This is a genomic window from Bradyrhizobium sp. Leo170, assembly GCF_004296405.1.
Lineage (GTDB): Bacteria > Pseudomonadota > Alphaproteobacteria > Rhizobiales > Xanthobacteraceae > Bradyrhizobium.
On the sequence record NZ_PSRR01000077.1, the window covers coordinates 1 to 20,083 of the forward strand.

Below are 20,083 nucleotides of genomic sequence, written 5' to 3' on the forward strand. Positions count from 1 at the left end.
GCGAACGCTCGACCTCGGCAACACCAGCCCACGCAGTGCCGGCGCACCGGCAGGGGGCGGCGCCACCGCCGCGCTGACCACCTTGCCGCCATCGGCGACATCGAAGGACGAGTTCGACCTCGGCATCGGCTACATGCAGCGCAGGGACTATGCGCTCGCCGAGGAAACCATGCGGAATTTCTCCCAGAAATATCCGAGCGACCCCTTGATCCCGGATGCGCAATATTGGCTCGGCGAGAGCTATTTTCAGCGTCAGCAGTATCGTGACGCCGCCGAGTCCTTCCTCGGCGTGACCACGAAATTCGACAAGTCGGCCAAGGCGCCGGACGCACTGCTGCGGCTTGGCCAGTCACTGGCGGCGCTGAAGGAGAAGGAAGCCGCCTGCGCCGCGCTCGGCGAAGTGACGCGGAAATATCCGCGGGCTTCCACGGGCGTCAGAGCCGCCGTCGACCGTGAGCAGAAGCGGATCAAGTGCTAAACCGGTGCCGCTGGGGCCTTTCGGCTCCGCGATCGATGGCACCGCCATGTCTGATGACAATAGCGCGATTTCCGCAACCGAAGCCAAACGTCTGTTAGACGAGTGGAAGCGCGCGCCAGCGATCGTTCTGGCCGTGTCCGGCGGTCCGGACTCGGTGGCGTTGATGTGGCTCGCGGTGCGCTGGCGCCGGACACTCAAGCAGGGGCCGCGGCTGATCGCAGTTACCGTCGACCACGGCCTGCGCCCGGAGGCCGCGCGCGAAGCGCGTGAGGTCAAGCGCCTTGCCGGCACGCTCGATCTGCCCCATCGGACGCTGCGCTGGACCGGCACCAAGCCGAACAGCGGCCTGCCGGAGGCGGCACGCGAGGCGCGCTATCGCCTGCTGGCCGAAGCGGCCCGTGCGAGCGGGGCGACGCATATCCTCACGGCGCACACCCGCGACGACCAGGCCGAAACGCTTCTAATGCGGCTGTTGCGCGGCAGTGGCATCGCCGGCCTCGCCGCGATGGCGCGCGAGACCGAGCGCGAAGGGGTGAGGTTGGCGCGGCCGCTGCTCGCTGTTCCCAAGGCGCGGCTGGTCGCAACCCTGGAGAAAGCCAGGATCGGCTACGCGGTCGATCCGACCAATCGTGACACGGCGTTCACGCGTCCGCGGCTGCGCGTGCTGATGCCGGCACTGGCTGCAGAGGGTGGCGATGCCCGGAACCTGGCGCGGCTCGCGGCGCGGCTCGCCCGGGCCAATGCCGCAGTGGAAGTGCTGGCTGATGGTGCCGAGCGCTACCTTGCGCTGCGCGATGGCGGTGCGGCGCCCGGATTCGATGCCGGGGCCTTTGTGGCCCTTCCCGAGGAGATCCGGCTGCGCCTGCTCAAACGCGCGATCGACCGCGTGGGCCATGAGGGACCGGCCGAACTGGGCAAGGTCGAGGCCCTGCTCACCGCACTCGATCAGGCGGTGATGCAGGGGACGGGTAAGCTGAAGCAGACGCTCGCCGGCGCGGTCATTGGGCTCGCCAATGGGCGGATCCGGGTCGAGCCGGCACCACCGCGCCGGAGCCGGGCCCGCTGATATTCAGGCGAATAGGAAAATTCCCGTCATATCCGCTTAACTACCCCCCTAAAACCCGGACGTTTGCGCCATTATTTGACCGGGAATCGGGTTAGGATGCGCTAAATAGTCCTGTGCAGTTCCCTTGGCATATACTCCCACGGCACCTAAATTGTATGCAGTCGCTGAAGGGGGGATTCCCAGGGATTTCCTGAAGTGCCTGCCCCAGGCCGCCCGAGGATAGTTTTGAGGCCGCGATCCGCGCGACCACGAAGGAAGATCAATGAACGCCAATCTGCGGAATTTCGCCCTCTGGGTCATTATCGTCTTGCTGCTGTTGGCGTTGTTTACGCTCTTCCAGAACCCGGGTCAGCGCGCGTCCTCGCAGGATATCTCGTTCTCGCAGCTCCTCAGCGAAGTCGACCAGGGCCATGTCCGCGACGTCGTGATCCAGGGCCCGGAAATCCATGGCACCTTCACCAACGGCTCGAGCTTCCAGACCTACGCGCCGAACGACCCGACGCTGGTGAAGCGCCTCTATGACGGCAAGGTGCAGATCACTGCGAAGCCGCCGGGCGACAACGTGCCGTGGTTCGTTTCGCTCCTGGTCTCCTGGCTGCCCTTCATCGCGCTGATCGGCGTGTGGATCTTCCTGTCGCGACAGATGCAGGGCGGCGCCGGCAAGGCGATGGGCTTCGGCAAGTCGCGCGCCAAGATGCTGACCGAGGCGCATGGCCGGGTGACGTTCGAGGACGTCGCCGGCGTCGACGAGGCCAAGCAGGACCTGCAGGAGATCGTCGAATTCCTGCGCGACCCCGGTAAATTCCAACGCCTGGGCGGACGCATTCCGCGCGGCGTGTTGCTGGTCGGCCCTCCCGGCACCGGCAAGACGCTGATCGCGCGCGCGGTCGCGGGCGAAGCCAACGTGCCGTTCTTCACCATTTCCGGTTCTGACTTCGTCGAGATGTTCGTCGGCGTCGGTGCGTCGCGCGTGCGTGACATGTTCGAGCAGGCGAAGAAGAATGCGCCCTGCATCATCTTCATCGACGAAATCGACGCGGTCGGCCGTCACCGTGGTGCCGGCCTTGGCGGTGGCAATGACGAGCGCGAGCAGACGCTGAACCAGTTGCTGGTCGAGATGGACGGCTTCGAGGCCAATGAGGGCGTGATCCTGATCGCCGCCACCAACCGGCCCGACGTGCTCGATCCGGCGCTGCTGCGGCCCGGTCGCTTCGACCGTCAGGTCGTGGTGCCGAATCCTGACGTCGTCGGCCGCGAGCAGATCCTGAAGGTTCACGTCCGCAAGGTGCCGCTGGCGCCCGATATCAACCTGAAGACCATCGCACGCGGCACCCCGGGCTTTTCGGGCGCCGACTTGATGAACCTCGTCAACGAGGCCGCGCTGACCGCCGCCCGCCGCAACAAGCGGATGGTGACGCAGGCCGAGTTCGAAGAGGCCAAGGACAAGGTGATGATGGGTGCCGAGCGCAAGTCGCTCGTCATGACCGAGGAAGAGAAGCTGTTGACCGCCTATCACGAAGGCGGCCACGCGATCGTCGGCCTCAACGTCGTCGCTACCGACCCGATCCACAAGGCGACCATCATTCCGCGCGGCCGTGCACTCGGCATGGTCATGCAATTGCCGGAGCGCGACAAGCTGTCGATGTCGCTGGAGCAGATGACCTCGCGGCTCGCCATCATGATGGGCGGCCGCGTCGCGGAAGAACTGGTGTTCGGCCGCGAGAAAGTCACCTCGGGCGCGGCCTCCGACATCGAGCAGGCGACACGTCTGGCGCGCATGATGGTCACGCGCTGGGGCCTGTCGGAAGAGCTTGGCACCGTCTCCTATGGCGAGAACCAGGACGAGGTCTTCCTGGGCATGTCGGTGTCGCGCACCCAGAACGCCTCGGAGGCGACGGTCCAGAAGATCGATTCCGAGATCAAGCGCCTGGTCGAGGAAGGTTACAACGAGGCGACGCGAATCCTCACCGAGAAGCGCGCCGATCTCGAAGCACTGGCCAAGGGCCTGCTCGAGTTCGAGACGCTGACCGGCGACGAGATCGTCGATCTCTTGAAGGGTAAGAAGCCGAACCGCGAGTCCGTGCTCGAGCCGACCACGCCGCGCGCCTCCGCCGTGCCGCCCGCCGGCAAGTCGCGCCCGCGCCCAGATCCGGACCCCGGCCTGGAGCCGCAGCCTCAGGCGTAAGCGCGATCAGAGAGGCAAGACGCACAGAAGCCCGGCCTCGCGCCGGGCTTTTGCTTTTTGATTGCTCCCGACCACGTTCCGTCGTCGTCCCGGGCTTGACCCGGGACCCATAACCACAGGTGCTCGTGGTGCGCAAAGCCGTATCTGCTTGCTCGCTCCACAACAGGCATCGGTGGTTATGGGTCCTGGCCTTCGCCAGGACGACACCGTCATTGCGAGGAGCGCAAGCGACGAAGCAATCCATACCTCCGCAAGCGGCGAAATGGATTGCTTCGTCGCTTTGCTTCTCGCAATGACGTTATTAACCGACTGCATATCGTCATGCCCTCCCGGGCGCGCCGAGATGCACGGCCAGAATGTGCTCCGGCGTTTCGGCGACATCGATCCTCTCGCCATCGCCGCCGACGAAGGCAAGCACGGTGCGCTCGCCGTCGCGCCACATGCTGCCGACGAGCGCGATGTTGATGTGGATGGGCTGCCCCGTCTCGAACCTCGTGCATTGAATCCAGAAGCGCATGGGGTTCTCCTTCTTGAGCCGCCGCAGGATACGAGACGGGGCCTCACTGTTTAGGCAAGCAACCGCAATTCGCGCGCGGCGGCCACCATGTTGGCGAGCGCCGGACGCACCTCCTCCCACTTGCGGGTCTTCAAGCCGCAGTCGGGATTGATCCAGAGCTGGGTGTCGGAGAGCCGTTGCCTTGCGAGCTTGAGGAGATCGGTGATCTCGCCAATGTCAGGCACGCGCGGTGAATGGATGTCGTAGACGCCGGGGCCGATTTCGTTCGGGTAGCGGTAATTTCGGAAGGCGTCGAGCAATTCCATTTTCGAGCGCGAGGTCTCGATCGAGATGACATCGGCGTCCATCGCCGCGATGGCGTCGATGATGTCGTTGAACTCGGAGTAGCACATATGGGTGTGGATCTGGGTTTCGTCCTGCACGCCGGAGGCGCAGATGCGGAAACTGTCGACCGCCCAATCGAGATAGGCCTTCCATTCCGACCTGCGCAGCGGCAGGCCTTCCCGCAGCGCTGCCTCGTCGATCTGGATCATACCGGCGCCGGACATCTCGAGATCGAGCACCTCATCGCGGATAGCGAGCGCGATCTGTCGGCAGACTTCGCTGCGCGGCAGGTCGTCGCGGACAAACGACCAGTTCAGGATGGTCACGGGGCCGGTCAACATCGCCTTCACCGGCTTTGTCGTCAGCGACTGCGCGAATTGCCACCATTCGACCGTCATCGGCTGCGGTCGCGAGACGTCGCCGTAGAGGATCGGCGGCCGGACGCAACGCGAGCCGTAGGACTGCACCCAGCCGAGTTCGGTGAAGGCGAAGCCGGAAAGCTGCTCGCCAAAATACTGCACCATGTCGTTGCGCTCGAACTCGCCATGGACCAGGACGTCGAGCCCGATGCTCTCCTGCCAACGGATGGCGCGCGCGGTCTGATGCTGCAGATAGGTCTTGTACGCGGTATCGCTGAGTGCGCCCTTGGCATGCGCGGCGCGTGCGTTCCTGACATCGGTCGTCTGCGGGAAGGAGCCGATGGTCGTGGTCGGGAAGCGCGGCAGGTTGAACCGCTCGCGCTGCACCTCGACGCGCTCGGCGAACCGGCTGGCACGATGGCGCGTGCCGTCATCGATGGCGGCGAGACGCTGGGCAACCTTCGCATCGTGAATCCGCGGCGAGATCTTGCGCGCGGCCGCGGCGGCATCGGATGCTCGGATCGCTTCGGACGCATGGGCCCGGCCACTTCCAAGAGCTGCGCCGAGGGCGGCAAGTTCTTCGAGCTTCTGCGCCGAGAATGAGAGCCAGGTCTTCACCTCGGGATCGAGCTTCGTCTCCAGCGCGAGATCGATTGGCACATGAAGCAGCGAGCACGATGGCGCGATCTGGACGCGTTCCTTGCCGAGCTTTGCGACAACGGGCTCGAGCTGATCGAGGATCCGGCTCAGATCCGCGCGCCAGACATTCCGGCCGTCGATCACGCCGAGCGACAGCACGCGCTGCTTCGGAACATCCATGAGATCGCCGAGCTGTTCAGGCGCGCGCACGAGATCGAGATGCAGGCCGGCGACCGGAAGGTCAAACGCGACCGCACGATTGCCGCCGAGCCCGCCGAAGTAGGTCGCCAGCATGATCCTGATGTCCGGCACTGCTTTGGCGATTCCGGAATAGGCGCGCCGTAGGGCTTGCTGAGCTGCGGCATCCAGATCAGTTGCGAGACAGGGCTCGTCGATCTGCACCCATTCCGCGCCGCGGGCAGCGAGCTCGCGCAACACTTCGATGTAGACCGGCAAGAGCCTGTCGAGCAGCGACAGCGTGTCGAAATGCGCGTCCTTGGATTTGGCCAGTTTCAGGAACGTGACCGGGCCGATCAGCACGGGGCGCGTCTGATAACCCAGTGTCTTCGCCTCCTGATACTCTTCGATCGGCTTGCGCGAGGCGAGCGCAAAATACTGGTTCTTGCGAAGCTCCGGCACCATGTAATGATAGTTGGTGTCGAACCATTTCGTCATTTCGAGCGCCGCTACGCCGTGCGCGTGATGGGCATGTCCGCAGGCCTCGTCATGCGCGTCGGCCCTGGTGCCACGCGCCATCGCGAAATAGGTCGCAAGCGGCACTGCGCCGCCGGTCCAGCCATAGGTTTCCGGGATCGCGCCGACCATCGCGCAGGTGTCGAGCACCTGATCGTAGAACGAAAAATCGTTCGACGGGATCACGGTGATGCCGAGCTTCTTCTGCCGCGCCCAATTGGCCGCACGGAGCCCGATGCCGGTTTCGATCAGCGTCTTTTCGTCCGATGCGCCGGACCAAAAGCGTTCCAGCGCGAATTTCAGTTCACGGCGCGGACCGATCCGCGGCGTTCCGAGAGATGCAACAGCAAGTGAAGTGGAAGACATTGGCTTAACCCCATGAGTTGGGGGCAAAGGCCGTAGTGACACGTCTGGATTCCCTGCGCGAGGTGTGCACGGAATCGCAACCGCACCACCGGGACACCCCGCCCGAGGACGTGTATGTTGTCGAGGCAGGTCTCCTGGCTCGCGGGTCGTTGCTGCGGTCCGGCCTTCCCGAAGCTTTGCAGGCTTCAGTGGCAATTGTGGACCGCGGCTCGCCGCTTACAGTTGCGGGGGCAGCTCCGGCTTCACACCGGCTTCCCTCTTAGCTCCGGAAAAAAGATCTCTCCGAAGAACCACGACGCGTTCACTTACCGGCAAGATCGCGCGAACGTCAACTCGGATGACATCACGTGCGCGTGGCGCCGGTTGTTCACAGCGTCAACGGCATGGGCCGAAATTTTTGCGCTTCGCCCATACGTCCCATTGACACCATTCCCCAAATCGCACCAGATGTAGCTGTCACGGTCCATCATGACGCAAGGAGTGGTGGCTAAGAGGGAAGCCAGTGATCGCGCATTTATCGCGAGAATCCGGCGCTGCCCCCGCAACTGTAAGCAGTGAGTTGCTCCCGACTTTAGACGTCACTGATGCGGGATCGCATTGGGAAGACGGGGAGTAACGCCGACCTGCGAGCCAGGAGACCTGCCGTGACAGCAAATAACGTCCACGGGCGGGGTGTCCCGGCGGTCGCTTGCAGGCTCATGCCGGTGCACCGCCGGCATCATCACGCAGCGTCGCCTCCGGCATCCGGCCCCAACAAACATCACGGGGTCTGCAAGATGTCACTCTCTCTCGATCGCGAAGCCACCGCGTCGTCTCTCATTCACCTGCGCCCCGAATCGATCGCGGCGCCGGAGGCGCGGCTGCCGATGCAGGTGATCCGCCGCAACGGCACGGTGTCGCAATTCGATGCCGGCAAGATCTCGGTGGCAATGACCAAGGCCTTCCTCGCGGTCGAGGGTCATACGGCGGCTGCGTCGCGCCGCGTGCACGAAGCGGTCGAGGAATTGACCGCCGAAGTCGTCGGCGCGCTGTCACGCCGGATGAGCGAAGGCCGCACCTTTCATATCGAAGACATCCAGGACCAGGTTGAATTGGCGCTGATGCGCAGCGGCCATCACAAGGTGGCGCGGGCCTACGTGCTCTATCGCGAGGAGCGGGCGCGGCAGCGCGCCGAGCAGCAGGCCGCGAAATCAGCAAAGGCCGCGGCCGGCCCAATCATCCACGTCACGCTCGCGGACGGCAACAAGGTGCCGCTCGACCATGCGCGGCTGGCGATGATCGTCGGCGAGGCCTGCGCCGGGGTCGACGGCGTCGATGCCGCGCCTGTGGTGGCAGAAATCCAGCGCAATCTGTATGACGGCATCAGCCAGGATGAACTCGCGCTCGCCAGCGTGATGGCGGCGCGCACGCTGGTTGAGCAGGAGCCGAATTACGCCTATGTCAGCGCGCGCCTGCTGCTCGACAAGCTCCGCACCGAAGTGCTGTCCTTCGTGCAGGGCGCACCAACCACTGCGTCGCAGGCGGACATGGCCGTGCGTTATGGCGAATACTTCCCGGTCTATATCAAGGCCGGCATCCGCGCCGAATTGCTCGATCCCGAGCTCGGCCGCTTCGACCTGAACAAGCTCGCCGCGGCGCTGAAGCCGGAGCGCGATCTCGCGTTCCAGTTCCTCGGCTTGCAGACGCTTTATGATCGCTATTTCCTGCATGTCCGCGGCGACCGGATCGAATTGCCGCAAGCCTTCTTCATGCGTGTCGCCATGGGTCTGGCATTGCGCGAGATCGACCGCGAGGCACGCGCGATCGAGTTCTACAATCTCCTGTCCTCCTTCGACTTCATGGCGTCGACGCCGACGCTGTTCAATTCCGGCACGCTGCGGCCGCAACTGTCGTCCTGCTTTCTCACCACTGTTCCTGATGATCTCGACGGCATCTTCAAGTCGATCAAGGACAACGCGCTGCTTGCCAAATATTCCGGCGGCCTCGGTAATGACTGGACCCGCGTGCGTGGGCTTGGCGCGCACATCAAGGGCACCAATGGCGAGAGCCAGGGCGTGGTGCCGTTCCTTAAAGTTGCCAACGACACCGCGATCGCCGTCAACCAGGGCGGAAAACGCAAGGGCGCGGTCTGCGCCTATCTCGAGACCTGGCACATCGACGTCGAAGAATTTTTGGACCTGCGCAAGAACACCGGCGACGATCGTCGCCGCACCCATGACATGAACACCGCCAACTGGGTGCCCGATCTCTTCATGCAGCGCGTCGAGGCCGATGGCGCATGGACGCTGTTCTCGCCGGACGAGACGCCCGATCTGCATGATCTCTACGGCAAGGCTTTTGCCGAGCGCTACGCGTCCTACGAAGACAAGGCCGCGCGCGGCGAGATGCGCGTATCCAAGAAGATCCGCGCGGTCGATCTCTGGCGCAAGATGCTGACCATGCTATTCGAAACCGGACATCCCTGGATCACCTTCAAGGACCCCTGCAATTTGCGTTCGCCGCAGCGCCATGTCGGCGTGATCCATTCCTCCAATCTCTGCACCGAGATCACGCTCAACACTTCGGATGAGGAGACCGCGGTCTGTAATCTCGGTTCGATCAACCTGCTCAACCATATCGGCGAGCGCGGGCTCGACTCGGTCAGGCTGAAGCGGACGGTCGCGACCGCGATGCGGATGCTCGACAATGTCATCGACATCAATTTCTACACCATCCCCGAGGCACGGCGCTCCAACCTGCGGCACCGGCCGGTCGGCCTCGGGTTGATGGGATTTCAGGATGCGCTGCATGTGCTTCGTATCCCGCTTGCGTCCGAGGCGGCGGTCACCTTCGCCGACACCAGCATGGAGGCGATCGCCTATCACGCGATCTCGGCTTCCGTCGATCTCGCCGCCGAGCGCGGCCGTTATCCGTCGTTCGAGGGATCGCTGTGGAGCCAGGGCATCCTGCCAATCGATTCGATCGAGCTGCTTGCCGAAGCGCGCGGTGAAGTCGCGATGGATCGCTCGCGCACGCTGGACTGGGACGGCTTGCGCGAGCGCGTCAAGACGGTCGGCATGCGCAATTCCAACGTGATGGCGATCGCGCCGACGGCAACCATCTCCAACATCTGCGGCGTGGCGCAATCGATCGAGCCCGCCTACCAGAATCTCTATGTCAAATCCAACATGTCCGGCGACTTCACGGTCGTGAATGCCTTCCTGGTTCGCGACCTCAAGACGCGCGGGCTGTGGGACGAGGTGATGGTCAGCGATCTCAAATATTCGATGGCAGTCTCGGTGCGATCGACCGCATCCCCGATGATGTCAAGGCGCTCTACGCGACCGCGTTCGAGATCGACAGCGCCTGGCTGATCGAGGCGGCGGCGCGGCGGCAGAAATGGATCGACCAGTCGCAGTCGCTCAACCTCTATATCGCCAACCCCTCCGGCAAGAAGCTCGATGCGCTGTATCGCCTGGCCTGGCAGCGCGGCCTGAAGACGACCTATTACCTGCGCTCGCGCAGCGCCACCCATGTCGAGAAGTCGACGCTGAAGGGCACCGACGGCAAGCTCAACGCCGTTACAGTTGCCCCGGCGATGTCCACCGCCCCGGACTTGTCCGGCGCCATCGCCTGCTCGATCGACAATCCCGAATGCGAAGCCTGCCAGTGAACAGCGGAATAAGGAATAACACCATGCTCGACTGGTCAGAGCCCACCGCGCCCGCGCGCCACGCGGCCATCCCCGTCATGAACCTCGCCGCAGCCGGCAACCAGACCGGCCTCGGCGCCATCGATCGCCATGGCGGCCGTGTCTCGGTCGACGACAAGCGGATGATCAACTGCCGCGCCGACGTCAATCAGTTGCTGCCGCTGAAATACAAATGGGCGTGGGAGAAATATCTTGCCGCCTGCAACAACCACTGGATGCCGACGGAAGTCTCGATGCAGGCCGACATCGCGCTGTGGAAATCGCGCGACGGCCTGACTGAGGACGAGCGCCGCGCGATCAAGCGCAATCTCGGCTTCTTCGCGGCGTCCGAAAGCCTCGTCGCCAACAACATCGTGCTGGCGATCTATCGCCATCTGACCAATCCGGAATGCCGGCAATATCTATTGCGGCAGGCATTCGAGGAGGCCGTGCACACCCATACTTTCCAGTACATCGTCGAGAGCCTGGGGCTCGATGAAGGCGAGCTGTTCAACATGTACCGCGAGGTGCCCTCGATCACGGACAAGGCGGCATGGGCTCTGAAGCATACACAGCATCTGGACGATCCCGATTTCAGGACCGGGACGCCGGAAGCCGACCAGGCGTTCCTGCGCGACCTCGTCGCCTTCTACGTCATCTTCGAAGGCATGTGGTTCTACACCGGCTTCGCGCAGATCCTCTCGCTCGGCCGGCGCAACAAAATGGTCGGGATCGCCGAGCAGTATCAGTACATCCTGCGCGATGAATCCATCCACCTGAACTTCGGCATCGATGTCATCAACCAGATCCGAATCGAGAATCCGCATCTTTGGACGAAGGCGTTCCAGGAGGAGATTCGCGAGATGGTGCGGACGGCGGCCGAGCTCGAAGCAGCCTATGGGCGGGACACCATGCCGCGCGGCTTTCTCGGATTGAACGCGGCACTCTGCGAAACCTACATGCACTTCATCGCCAATCGCCGTTGCGCCCAACTCGGGCTCGCGCCGGTATTCGATGAAGCCGACAATCCCTTTCCCTGGATGTCGGAGGCGATGGACCTGAAGAAAGAGAAGAATTTCTTCGAGACCCGCGTGATCGAATACCAGAACGGCGGCGCGTTAAGCTGGGAGTAACCAAGGTCCCGGCGGTGGGACCCCTTCTTTTTGTGCATTCCAGACGGCACAAATCCGTCTTGCCAGACGCCATGAATAGGTGTTCATCTTTTGCAGCGATCCGCGCTCGATCGCCCAAAATAGTGAAGTCTCGTTCGGCCGATCCCGAGCCGGCGAGAGCCTGGGGACGGGAACCGCGCCATGGTCTATCGGCGAACCCATCAAGTGGTAAAGCGGCTGGCCGCCCGGCGCAGCGCCATTCTGGCTGCGGCACGCGAGGCGGCGGCGGATGGCGGCATGGCCGCGGTGCAGATCGCCCCGGTTGCGGTCCGCGCCCATGTCGCGGCCGGAACCGTGTACCGCTATTTCCCGTCCAAGGCCGATCTGATCTCCGAACTGATCGCCGAGGTCTCGCGCGACGAGCTTGCCGCGATTCGCCGGGCGGCCGATGCTGCGCCGGGGCCGTCCTCGGCGCTGGCCGCCGCGGTCACCACGGTTGCCGTCCATGTGCTGTCGCAGCGCAAGCTCGCCTGGGGCATCCTGGCTGAGCCTGTCGATGTCGACGTCACCGCCTCGCGGCTTGCCAGCCGGCGCGAGATTGCGGGCGAAATCGCCACCCGGATCGATGCCGCGGTGCGCGCCGGCCACCTGCCGGCGCAGGACACCGCGCTCGCCGCCACTGCGCTGCTCGGCGCGCTGCATGAGTCGCTGGTCGGGCCGCTCGCGCCCGACAATCTCGACGATCCCGCCAAGCTGCGCGACGCCGTGCAAACGGTGACGCTGCTCGCATTGCGCGCCGTCGGCGTCATGGACGCCCGCGCCCGCGGCCTCGTGGTGCAGGCCACCACGCCCGCGAAGGCGCTGGTGGGGGCGTAGGCGCCAAGAGCGAAGTAGGGTGGGCAAAGCGAAGCGTGCCCACCATCTGTCGACAGTTGCGTTCCGGAATGGTGGGCACGCTGCGCTTTGCGCACCCTACGAGGTTATGCGCCGTACGAACGCCCGTCACTTCTCCGTGTCGCTTTGGGGCGCGACGGAGGCGATTCGGACCATGTTGGTGGTGCCGGGGATGCCGAGGGGGACGCCGGCGACGATGATCACGCGCTGGCCGGCGCGGGCAAAGCCATCCCTGAACGCGATGGAGTTGGCGCGGTCGACCATGTCGTCCTGGTCGCGCGCGTCCTCGGCGACGACACAATGCACGCCCCACACGACCGAGAGCTTGCGGCCCGTCGCCAGGTTCGGCGTGATCGCAACGACCGGCACCTTGGGCCGTTCGCGCGCGACGCGGATCGCGGTCGAGCCTGACGAGGTCCAGCAGATGATCGCCGAGAGGTCGAGCGTCTCGGCGATCTGGCGCGCGGCATCCGCGATCGCATCGCCCACCGTCTGCTCCGGCTCGGCGCGCTGCGCGGTGAGCACGCCGCGATAGGTCGGGTCGCGTTCCACTTCCTCGCCGATGCGGTTCATGGTGGTGACCGCTTCCACCGGATATTTGCCGGCAGCCGATTCCGCCGAGAGCATGATTGCATCCGCGCCTTCATAGACGGCGGTGGCGACGTCGGAGACCTCGGCGCGGGTCGGCACCGGCGCCTGGATCATCGATTCCAGCATCTGGGTCGCGACCACCACCGGCTTGCCGGCGCGGCGCGCCATCCGCGTCATCTGCTTCTGCAGGCTCGGCACGCGCTCCAGCGGCAGCTCGACGCCGAGATCGCCGCGCGCGACCATCAGCGCATCGGATGCCTCGATGATGTCGGCCAGCCGGTCGATCGCCTGCGGCTTCTCGATCTTCGCCATGACGGCGGCGCGGCCGCGGATCATCTTCTTGGCCTCGTGGACGTCCTCGGCGCGCTGCACGAAGGACAGTGCGATCCAGTCGATGCCCGTCGTCAGCGCGGCCTCGAGATCGGCGCGGTCCTTCGGCGTCATCGCCGACACCGGCAGGTCGGTGTCGGGGAGGCTGACGCCCTTGCGGTCCGACATCTTGCCGCCGATCACCACGCGCGTCACCGCGCGGTCGGGCGAGGTCTCTTCCGCAATCAGCCGCACCTTGCCGTCATCGAGCAATAGCGCGTGGCCGGGCCGCAGTGCCGCCAGGATCTCCGGATGCGGGAGGTTGACGCGGGTGCTGTCGCCCGGCGTCTTGTCGGAATCGAGCACGAAGCTCTGGCCGTTGTTGAGCTGCACTGAGCCCTCGGCAAAGGCGCCGAGCCGGAGCTTGGGCCCCTGCAGGTCGACTAGGATGCCGATCGGCCGGCCGTAGCTGGACTCGACATTGCGGATGGTCTTCACAAGGTCCCGCATCTTGTCATGCGGGGTGTGGCTCATGTTGATGCGAAAGAGGTCGGCGCCGGCCTCGAACAGCTTGCGGATCATTGCGCTGTCGGAGGAGGCGGGACCCAAGGTCGCGAGGATCTTGATCCGACGTAGTCTTCTCATTGCTTGCTTCCGGGCGGTGCGGCTGGAGGTAGACCAGACGCGCCTGGAGGCGTTCCGCCCGGTGGATTGGGCAGGCCTGGCACTGGGGGAGTCCCCGGTGCGACCCCGCCCGGCATTCCCGGCACCTTCTGCGCCGGCTGCTCGTTGGCTTCCGTCAGTTGTACGGTCCACGCCCGTTGCTCCCCGGTATCGACCTCGAAGAAGCCAGTGCGGTCATAGCCGCGCGCCAGGCAATTCTCGGTGCCGCGAATGGTGAACTCCTTGTCGCGCGAGCACATGAAGGCCTGGCCCGACCATTCGCCGCCGCGGTCATAGTCCAGCGCGTAGATGTAATAATAGCGCGCGACCAGATTGCCCCGCAGCAAGGTCTCGCAGGAGCGCGAGGAGATGTTCCACCAACCCTCGGTGGTCCAGCCCTCGGCGTCCTTGTAGCCGAGCGCGATGCCGACCCGGCTGGCGGTATTGTTGCAGAGCCGGAAATCGGCCGCCGCGGGGCTGGTCCACAGGCACGCCGCCACAAGCGCCAGCACGGGCAGAAGACCGGCAAGCAGACGAGGGGGGAGGGGAAGGGAATCCAGTACGATCATGAGGCGAAGCTACACCGAATCATTGACGATTTCGCGTGGCTCGGCGGCGCCTGTCAACGGAAGGCAGGCGGACTTCTGCCATCGAAAACCGCCGATCCCACCCGATTTCATGCTGTTTTGCGCAGCGATGTGGCAAAATCTGTGACGAATCCCACCTGATATCAATATGCTGGGAATCACAAACCGGGATGACGGCCATGACCATTGACGACAGGACCAGGACCGAGCTGGAAGCCGCCGTTTTCCGGCGCCTGGTCCAGCATCTGCAGGACCGCACCGACGTCCAGAATATCGACCTGATGAACCTCGCCGGATTCTGCCGGAATTGCCTCTCCAACTGGATGAAGGAAGAGGCCGACGCCAAGGGTGTCGCGATCAGCAAGGATGAGAGCCGCGAGGCCGTCTACGGCATGCCCTATGAGGAGTGGAAGGCAAAATACCAGGGCACGGCGACGCCGGAGCAACTGGCTGCGATGAAGAAGGCGCACCCCGGGCACTGAGCTGTAGGGTGGGCAAAGCGCAGCGTGCCCACCATTCACGGTCGGTGCAAGGAAGGTGGGCACGCTGCGCTTTGCCCACCCTTACGATTTTCGGCGTATCCACTAGAATCACCGTGTAACCACCGACTCTACCAGCATCTCTTGTGGGCGCGCTGTGGATGAGCGCGACGTTTCCTTGACGGGAGGCGTCCCAAACTTGAGGGTCATTTCCGACACGCGATGCGTGAGGAGCGCATACCGCTCAGGACGCCTCAACACCAGTTCCATTTCAGGAGTACCCGATGGCCACCTCCGCTGCCGTCAAAGAAGAACCCGCGACCCGATTCGCAAAAGACCAGCTCAAGGCCATCATCGAGCGCATCGAGCGGCTGGAAGAAGAGAAAAAGGCGATCTCGGACGACATCCGCGACGTCTATGCCGAGAGCAAGGGCAACGGATACGACGTCAAAGCCCTGCGCACCATCGTGCGCCTGCGCAAGCAGGATCCGAACGAGCGCCAGGAACAGGAGACGATCATCGAGACCTACATGCAAGCGCTGGGGATGATCTGAGGCCTTAGCCGCGCAACTACACCCCTGTCGTCCCGGGCAAGCGAAGCGCGACCCCGGACACCGCCGTCATTGCGAGGAGCAACGCGACGAAGCAATCCATGTCTCCGCAAGTGGTGGCATGGATTGCTTCGCTCCGCTCGCAATGACGGAAAGGATTCCGTTTCGATGTCAGACAGCGGCGGATTCCCGCCTTCGCGGGGACGACACTGAATTTGCGGAGGCGAATCAGCGCAGCGCGGCGGTGCGGACGACGAAGGAGGTCGTCGGAAGCGTTGCGGTGGCGGAGCCGGTGAAGCTGTCGCAGCTCATGCCCATCATCGGATCGTTTGAGAAGGTCATGTTGATCGCGGCCTGCGGCTTGACGAAATGGGCGCGCATCATGGTCATGTCGGTATCGCCGAGCACGGTGGTCAGCATGGCGTTGCTCGCGCTCGGCGCCAACATCACCACGCGCATCCAGAGATCGTTGCCCTTGGCGGCGGAGATGCGAGTCGAGGTCGAGATCACGCTGCCCTGACCTTGCGCGCCCTTGGCGACCACGGTGTTGATCTCGGTTGCGGCGGCGCCGGCATTGCGGCTCGGACGGACGCTGCGTGGGACCGGCGCGGAGGCGGCAACGACATTGCTACGGTCAACCGACGAGTTCGCCGGGGCATAGGCGAGCGCTTTGTTGAAATTCTCCGACACGCTGGCAGTGGCCACCGGATCGGTGGCACCGACCGCCTCGCGTGCCTTGAAGGCTGCGATCTGCGCGGCGGTTGCCTGTTTCGCTGCCGGTAGATCGTCGCCCCAGAAGCCGCGGGCATTGATGATGTCGGCAGGCGTCTCAAGCTTCGGCTCGGACTTCTCGGCGGGCGCCGGCGCTGCCGGCTTGGCCTTTGCGGCCGGGACGATCTGGGCGTCGGCTGCGGCGAGCTGGATCGTCGAGGCGAATTGCGGTTTTGCGCGTGGCATCGGCACGGGGTCGGCCGACTTGGAGTCGGCAGATCTGGCGGAAGCCAGGACGGGCGCGGGCTTCTCGACGGCAGCCGACGTAGCTGCGCCCTCGTCGTCCTCGTCGCTGCCGGCAGCCGGCTTGCCCGTGAACAGCGCGGTCAGGAAGCCGCCGATCTTGCCGCCGCCGGACGACGAGCCATCGCCATTACCGCGCCGCTCAATGTCGGCGCGGGCAAGCTCATAGCCCTTCAACGGGTTGCCATCGGAGGGGACGTGGACGGTGCGGCCGTCCGGGAACACCCTCGCCAACTGGTCATGCGTCATGCGTGGCCAGTGGCGAATCGAGCCGGTGTCGAGGTGAACAAAAGGCGAGCCGGAGGTCGGATAGAAACCGACACCGCCACGCTGTAGGCGCAGGCCGGCATAGCGGATCTGCTCGAGCGGCACGCCGGGAATGTAGAAATCCATCGCATGCCCCAGCATGTGCTGGCTGAAGCGCGCCACCCCGGAGGAGCGGCGACGGAGCATGGCGTTAGTAGCGGGAGAGCGGTAGGAGGAGATGATGTTGATCGGCTGCTTGCCGTCGACGTCGCGATAGACTTCCCAGAGGATGTCGAAGAGCCGACGATCCATCGTGGTCTCGTCCTGGGTGCGCCAGTCGCGCAAGAAGTGATTGAGCTTCTTCAGCGCGTCTTCGTCGTAGCGGCCGTCGCGCTTGAAGGTGATGGTGAGGTCTTCGTTCGAATGGGTGTGGTGGAAGGAGAGGGTGCGGGTCTCGTTCAAGGCGGTGGCGTCGTGAACCGATCCGGCGCCTGCAAGCAGCAATAGCGACGTCAGCCCGACCTGACATCCGGCTTTCGGGAACGACAGCAGTTTATAGTGGCGTGTGCGTACAGCCAGCACCGATGAGCCCACCCAGTCGTCGAGCGTTCGACCTTTCTTTCGCAGACCCCGGCGAAAGGCGGTGAACGCATTCTTAAAGCGGGACGGTTAACCGAGATTTACCATCCCGTTTCCCAAGTTGGCTCTCACCTAAACTGTTGACTGTGGCGAAAAAGCGCCGCCACCCGCGCCAAATGAATAATGGTTAATGTAATTGATCCCGCCGGGCGGGCGGGATCATTGATTTTGCTCTGGAATCTGGCGCGTTCCGGGAGCGGTGGATTAACGGGTGAACACCCCGCGCGACTGTCCGCGCCCAATCGGAGCGGGCGGCACGGGCTGGCCGCCGCCGAACAGCCGCTCGAAGAAGTTCAGGCCGGAATTGGTGTTTTCGCTGGCGATGCTGACGCCGGGCGGCAGGCTGTTGCGGCTCGGGCGCGAATAGTTCGGCTGCGCATGCGCCACCACTGATTCGAGGTCCTTGCCGCGGTTGTTCTTGAGCAGCGCCAGCATGCCGGCGTCGCGGCCATAGACGTCCTTCCGGAATTGCAACTTGCCGGCATCGTCCACGAACGCGGTCTGATAGGTGATGTTGACCGGGATCGGGGTCGGGAATTTCAGGTCGATCTCGCTCGAGCCATACATGCTGCGGATCCGCTCCGGCGTCCAACGCTCGTCCGTCATCGTGATGTTGAGCAGCACGGAAGCGTACTGGTCCGGGTTCTGCACGCGCATGCAGCCATGGCTGAAGGCGCGCTCTTCCCTGCCGAACAGGTTCTTGTCCGGCGTGTCGTGCTGATAGACCAGGAACTTGTTCGGGAAGTTGAAGCGGATGCGTCCGAGCGCGTTCGCTTCACCCGGTGGCTGCGAGATGTGAATCGAGCCGTCGCGGCCGTATTCGAGCCGCAGGCCCATCCGCTGCAGCACGGTCGGATCCTGCTGCAGGGCCGGCAGGTATTCGTTGTAGATGATCGACGGCGGCACGTTCCAGGTCGGGTTGACCGTGATGTACTTCATCGTCTCGGTCAGAAGCGGGGTGGCGTGCTGTCCCGGCTTGCCGGTCACGACCCGCGTGGTCCAGACCGGCGCACCGTTCTGCATCACCCGCAGCGTGTAGTCGGGGATGTTGAGGATGACATAGGCGTTGCCGAGGGAAGCCGCGCCAAGCTGGCGCGGCAGCCAGCGCCAGCGCTCCATGTTGACGATGACGGTGTCGATCTGCCTGTCGCGCTTCGGGCTGTTGATCGCCTTCACGGTGCGATCGTCCAGCACGCCGGTAGGCTTCAGCTCGACGCTGCGCTGGAATTTGCGCACGGCTTCGGCGACCTTGGCGTCGTAACGCGTGTCATCCGGATTCTCGTTGACGCCGAGCTTGGCGCGGAGCTGCGGCACGCGCGGATCTTCCGGCACATCCGCCGGCTGCTTTTTGGTGGCGGGCTTGTAGGCCAGCACCGGCCCCTCGGTGATCTCGATCGCCGGGCCATCGCCCTGGCCGCGCAACTCGGCGAGCTTGGCCTTGAGCTCGCGGTAGAGCTTGTGCGGCGGGTTGTAGCTGTCCAGCGCGGCGGAGGCGTCCTTCGCGCCGGTCACGTTGGCGAGGACTTCCGACGGATCGATCGGATGCTCGGGATAGAGGATGTCGGCCGAGACCTGCGACCAGTGCATCCGGCCGCTCTGCGCCTGACGCGCATAATCCAGCATGCTGGCGGTGAGCTTCAGCTCGGCTTCCGCCAGCGCGTCGGGCGAGGAGAAGGCCAAGGCAAACTCCGGCACCGGATAGTCTTCCGGGTTGAGGCCATCGGAGGCGGCGTCCTTGAGCCGCGCGATCACGCCCTTGCCGGTTGCGGTCAGCTTGCCGCCTTGCGTGAACACCGGCGCATAGTCGCGCGCGGAGTAGAACTTCTCGACCGCGGCGCGCTCGTTCTTGCGGTCAAAGGTGCGCAGCGTCTTGCTGGCCAGCGTCTCGCGAAGCTTGTCGGCAACCAGCTGATCTTCCGCCGGCACGTTGCTCGCAGCCTTGACCGGCTCTTTGGCGGGCTCGGCTACAGGCGCGTTGGCGGTTGCCGGAGCAGGCGCCGTGACGGACGCAGGAGCGGCGGCGGTCGCAGGAGCGGGCCCGGCTGAAGGCGTCACCGTGGCGGTGTCGTTCTTGACTGGCTCCTTCGCCGTGTCCTTCGCCGTGTCCTTGGGCGCGTCCTTCGCCACGTCGCTCGGCTTCGGTTCGGCGGCGGGCGCGGTGACGACATCGGCCGGCTTGGATTCGAGCTTGGGCTCAGCGGTTTTGGTGGCGGCGTCGGGTTCGCTCGGCGTGATGGCGTCCTTCGTCGCATCCGGCACCGAGGCGGTGGTGTCCAGCTTGATATCGGCCGCGGTCGGCGGCGGAACGTTGGCAGGCTCGGGACGCGGGATTGCGGCGTCGATCGCGAGTTCTGCGGCACTGCCGCGCGGCGCGTCCGACTGGGCCAGCGCTGAGGTCGCGGAGACCGTCAGGAACGTCGCGGCGACGGCCATCAGCACGCGGTCGAATCCGGTACGGCCTTTCGAACAGTCACGCATCGTCACACCCCCTGGGGCGAACTGCCCGGCATTGGAACAGTTCTCACATCATGGTCCTGGAGCCTGATGACGCTTCGTTAGAGCCGTCATCACGCTCGATTTGTTCGAGCATGACCTTCCCGGATCATGCCCTGAGATTGCGCGGAAGCGCTGGCCTCACTCGATCAAAACTGCTTCACGCCTGCACGCAACAAAATCAACGCAGACGATACATACGCCCCCT

General features: G+C 64.4%; 13 protein-coding genes, 1 pseudogene and 2 riboswitches. Of the genes and pseudogenes, 8 read left to right on the forward strand and 6 right to left on the reverse strand.

Features of this window, described 5'->3' with window-relative positions:
• From ybgF to ftsH, 3 genes are all read left to right on the forward strand, one after another.
• Positions 1–478: tol-pal system protein YbgF (gene ybgF, locus CWO89_RS15680; RefSeq protein ID WP_130579693.1), on the forward strand; the 478-nt coding region annotated here is incomplete at its 5' end.
• Positions 479–524: 46 nt separating this feature from the next.
• Positions 525–1,544 (forward strand): tRNA lysidine(34) synthetase TilS, encoded by a 1,020-nt coding sequence (gene tilS / locus CWO89_RS15685; RefSeq protein ID WP_130579694.1) that lies wholly within the window; start codon positions 525–527, stop codon positions 1,542–1,544.
• A gap of 262 nt (positions 1,545–1,806) precedes the next feature.
• Entirely contained in the window at positions 1,807–3,729 is a 1,923-nt protein-coding gene (gene ftsH, locus CWO89_RS15690; protein ID WP_130579695.1) for an ATP-dependent zinc metalloprotease FtsH, read from the forward strand.
• Positions 3,730–4,048: 319 nt separating this feature from the next.
• Here the strand turns inward: ftsH and CWO89_RS15695 are convergent, their stop codons facing one another.
• Both CWO89_RS15695 and metE read right to left on the reverse strand, forming a co-directional pair.
• Positions 4,049–4,246: a hypothetical protein gene (locus CWO89_RS15695; protein WP_130579696.1), complete on the reverse strand. Its 198-nt coding sequence runs from the start codon at positions 4,244–4,246 to the stop codon at positions 4,049–4,051.
• 50 nt (positions 4,247–4,296) lie between these two features.
• Complete coding sequence (metE, locus tag CWO89_RS15700) at positions 4,297–6,627, reverse strand: 5-methyltetrahydropteroyltriglutamate--homocysteine S-methyltransferase (RefSeq protein ID WP_130579697.1); 2,331 nt, start codon at positions 6,625–6,627, stop codon at positions 4,297–4,299.
• A gap of 107 nt (positions 6,628–6,734) precedes the next feature.
• Positions 6,735–6,937, reverse strand: a riboswitch (cobalamin riboswitch).
• Positions 6,938–7,069: 132 nt separating this feature from the next.
• Positions 7,070–7,288: riboswitch (cobalamin riboswitch) on the forward strand.
• Positions 7,289–7,403: 115 nt separating this feature from the next.
• Between metE and CWO89_RS15705 the strand changes: the two are divergent.
• The 3 genes and pseudogenes from CWO89_RS15705 to CWO89_RS15715 all read left to right on the forward strand — a co-directional run bounded on the left by CWO89_RS15705 (position 7,404) and on the right by CWO89_RS15715 (position 12,285).
• A pseudogene (locus tag CWO89_RS15705) lies at positions 7,404–10,279 on the forward strand (ribonucleoside-diphosphate reductase subunit alpha).
• Between the two features lie 23 nt (positions 10,280–10,302).
• Positions 10,303–11,430, forward strand: a complete 1,128-nt coding sequence (locus CWO89_RS15710) for a ribonucleotide-diphosphate reductase subunit beta (protein ID WP_130579698.1) — start codon at positions 10,303–10,305, stop codon at positions 11,428–11,430.
• 180 nt (positions 11,431–11,610) lie between these two features.
• Positions 11,611–12,285 carry a TetR/AcrR family transcriptional regulator gene (locus CWO89_RS15715; RefSeq protein WP_130579699.1) on the forward strand — a complete coding sequence of 225 codons (675 nt, stop codon included), beginning with the start codon at positions 11,611–11,613 and terminating at the stop codon, positions 12,283–12,285.
• A gap of 126 nt (positions 12,286–12,411) precedes the next feature.
• Here CWO89_RS15715 and pyk read toward each other — a convergent pair whose 3' ends face one another.
• Together pyk and CWO89_RS15725 are read right to left on the reverse strand one after the other, a co-directional pair.
• Positions 12,412–13,848 carry a pyruvate kinase gene (gene pyk, locus CWO89_RS15720; protein ID WP_130579700.1) on the reverse strand — a complete coding sequence of 479 codons (1,437 nt, stop codon included), beginning with the start codon at positions 13,846–13,848 and terminating at the stop codon, positions 12,412–12,414.
• Positions 13,845–14,435, reverse strand: coding sequence for a DUF1036 domain-containing protein (locus CWO89_RS15725; RefSeq protein WP_165421175.1), 591 nt, complete (start codon positions 14,433–14,435; stop codon positions 13,845–13,847). Before CWO89_RS15725 ends, pyk begins: the two co-directional genes overlap by 4 nt.
• A 197-nt stretch (positions 14,436–14,632) precedes the next feature.
• Between CWO89_RS15725 and CWO89_RS15730 the strand changes: the two genes are divergently transcribed.
• A complete protein-coding gene (locus CWO89_RS15730; protein ID WP_130579701.1) occupies positions 14,633–14,935 on the forward strand; it encodes a DUF1244 domain-containing protein in 303 nt (100 codons plus the stop codon).
• Positions 14,936–15,216: 281 nt separating this feature from the next.
• A complete protein-coding gene (locus tag CWO89_RS15735; RefSeq protein WP_028163653.1) occupies positions 15,217–15,486 on the forward strand; it encodes a DUF2312 domain-containing protein in 270 nt (89 codons plus the stop codon).
• Positions 15,487–15,711: 225 nt separating this feature from the next.
• Here CWO89_RS15735 and CWO89_RS15740 read toward each other — a convergent pair whose 3' ends face one another.
• Both CWO89_RS15740 and CWO89_RS15745 read right to left on the reverse strand, forming a co-directional pair.
• Positions 15,712–17,325 (reverse strand): peptidoglycan L,D-endopeptidase MepK, encoded by a 1,614-nt coding sequence (locus CWO89_RS15740; protein ID WP_245476319.1) that lies wholly within the window; start codon positions 17,323–17,325, stop codon positions 15,712–15,714.
• Between the two features lie 261 nt (positions 17,326–17,586).
• Positions 17,587–19,860, reverse strand: a complete 2,274-nt coding sequence (locus tag CWO89_RS15745) for a L,D-transpeptidase scaffold domain-containing protein (protein WP_130579703.1) — start codon at positions 19,858–19,860, stop codon at positions 17,587–17,589.
• Between the last annotated feature and the right edge of the window lie 223 nt (positions 19,861–20,083).

Coding starts and splice junctions, on each gene's coding strand:
- tilS (WP_130579694.1), top strand. CDS start 525: ATGTCTGATGACAATAGCGCGATTTCCGCAACCGAAGCCAAACGTCTG.
- ftsH (WP_130579695.1), top strand. CDS start 1,807: ATGAACGCCAATCTGCGGAATTTCGCCCTCTGGGTCATTATCGTCTTG.
- CWO89_RS15695 (WP_130579696.1), bottom strand. CDS start 4,246: ATGCGCTTCTGGATTCAATGCACGAGGTTCGAGACGGGGCAGCCCATC.
- metE (WP_130579697.1), bottom strand. CDS start 6,627: ATGTCTTCCACTTCACTTGCTGTTGCATCTCTCGGAACGCCGCGGATC.
- CWO89_RS15710 (WP_130579698.1), top strand. CDS start 10,303: ATGCTCGACTGGTCAGAGCCCACCGCGCCCGCGCGCCACGCGGCCATC.
- CWO89_RS15715 (WP_130579699.1), top strand. CDS start 11,611: ATGGTCTATCGGCGAACCCATCAAGTGGTAAAGCGGCTGGCCGCCCGG.
- pyk (WP_130579700.1), bottom strand. CDS start 13,848: ATGAGAAGACTACGTCGGATCAAGATCCTCGCGACCTTGGGTCCCGCC.
- CWO89_RS15725 (WP_165421175.1), bottom strand. CDS start 14,435: ATGATCGTACTGGATTCCCTTCCCCTCCCCCCTCGTCTGCTTGCCGGT.
- CWO89_RS15730 (WP_130579701.1), top strand. CDS start 14,633: ATGACCATTGACGACAGGACCAGGACCGAGCTGGAAGCCGCCGTTTTC.
- CWO89_RS15735 (WP_028163653.1), top strand. CDS start 15,217: ATGGCCACCTCCGCTGCCGTCAAAGAAGAACCCGCGACCCGATTCGCA.
- CWO89_RS15745 (WP_130579703.1), bottom strand. CDS start 19,860: ATGCGTGACTGTTCGAAAGGCCGTACCGGATTCGACCGCGTGCTGATG.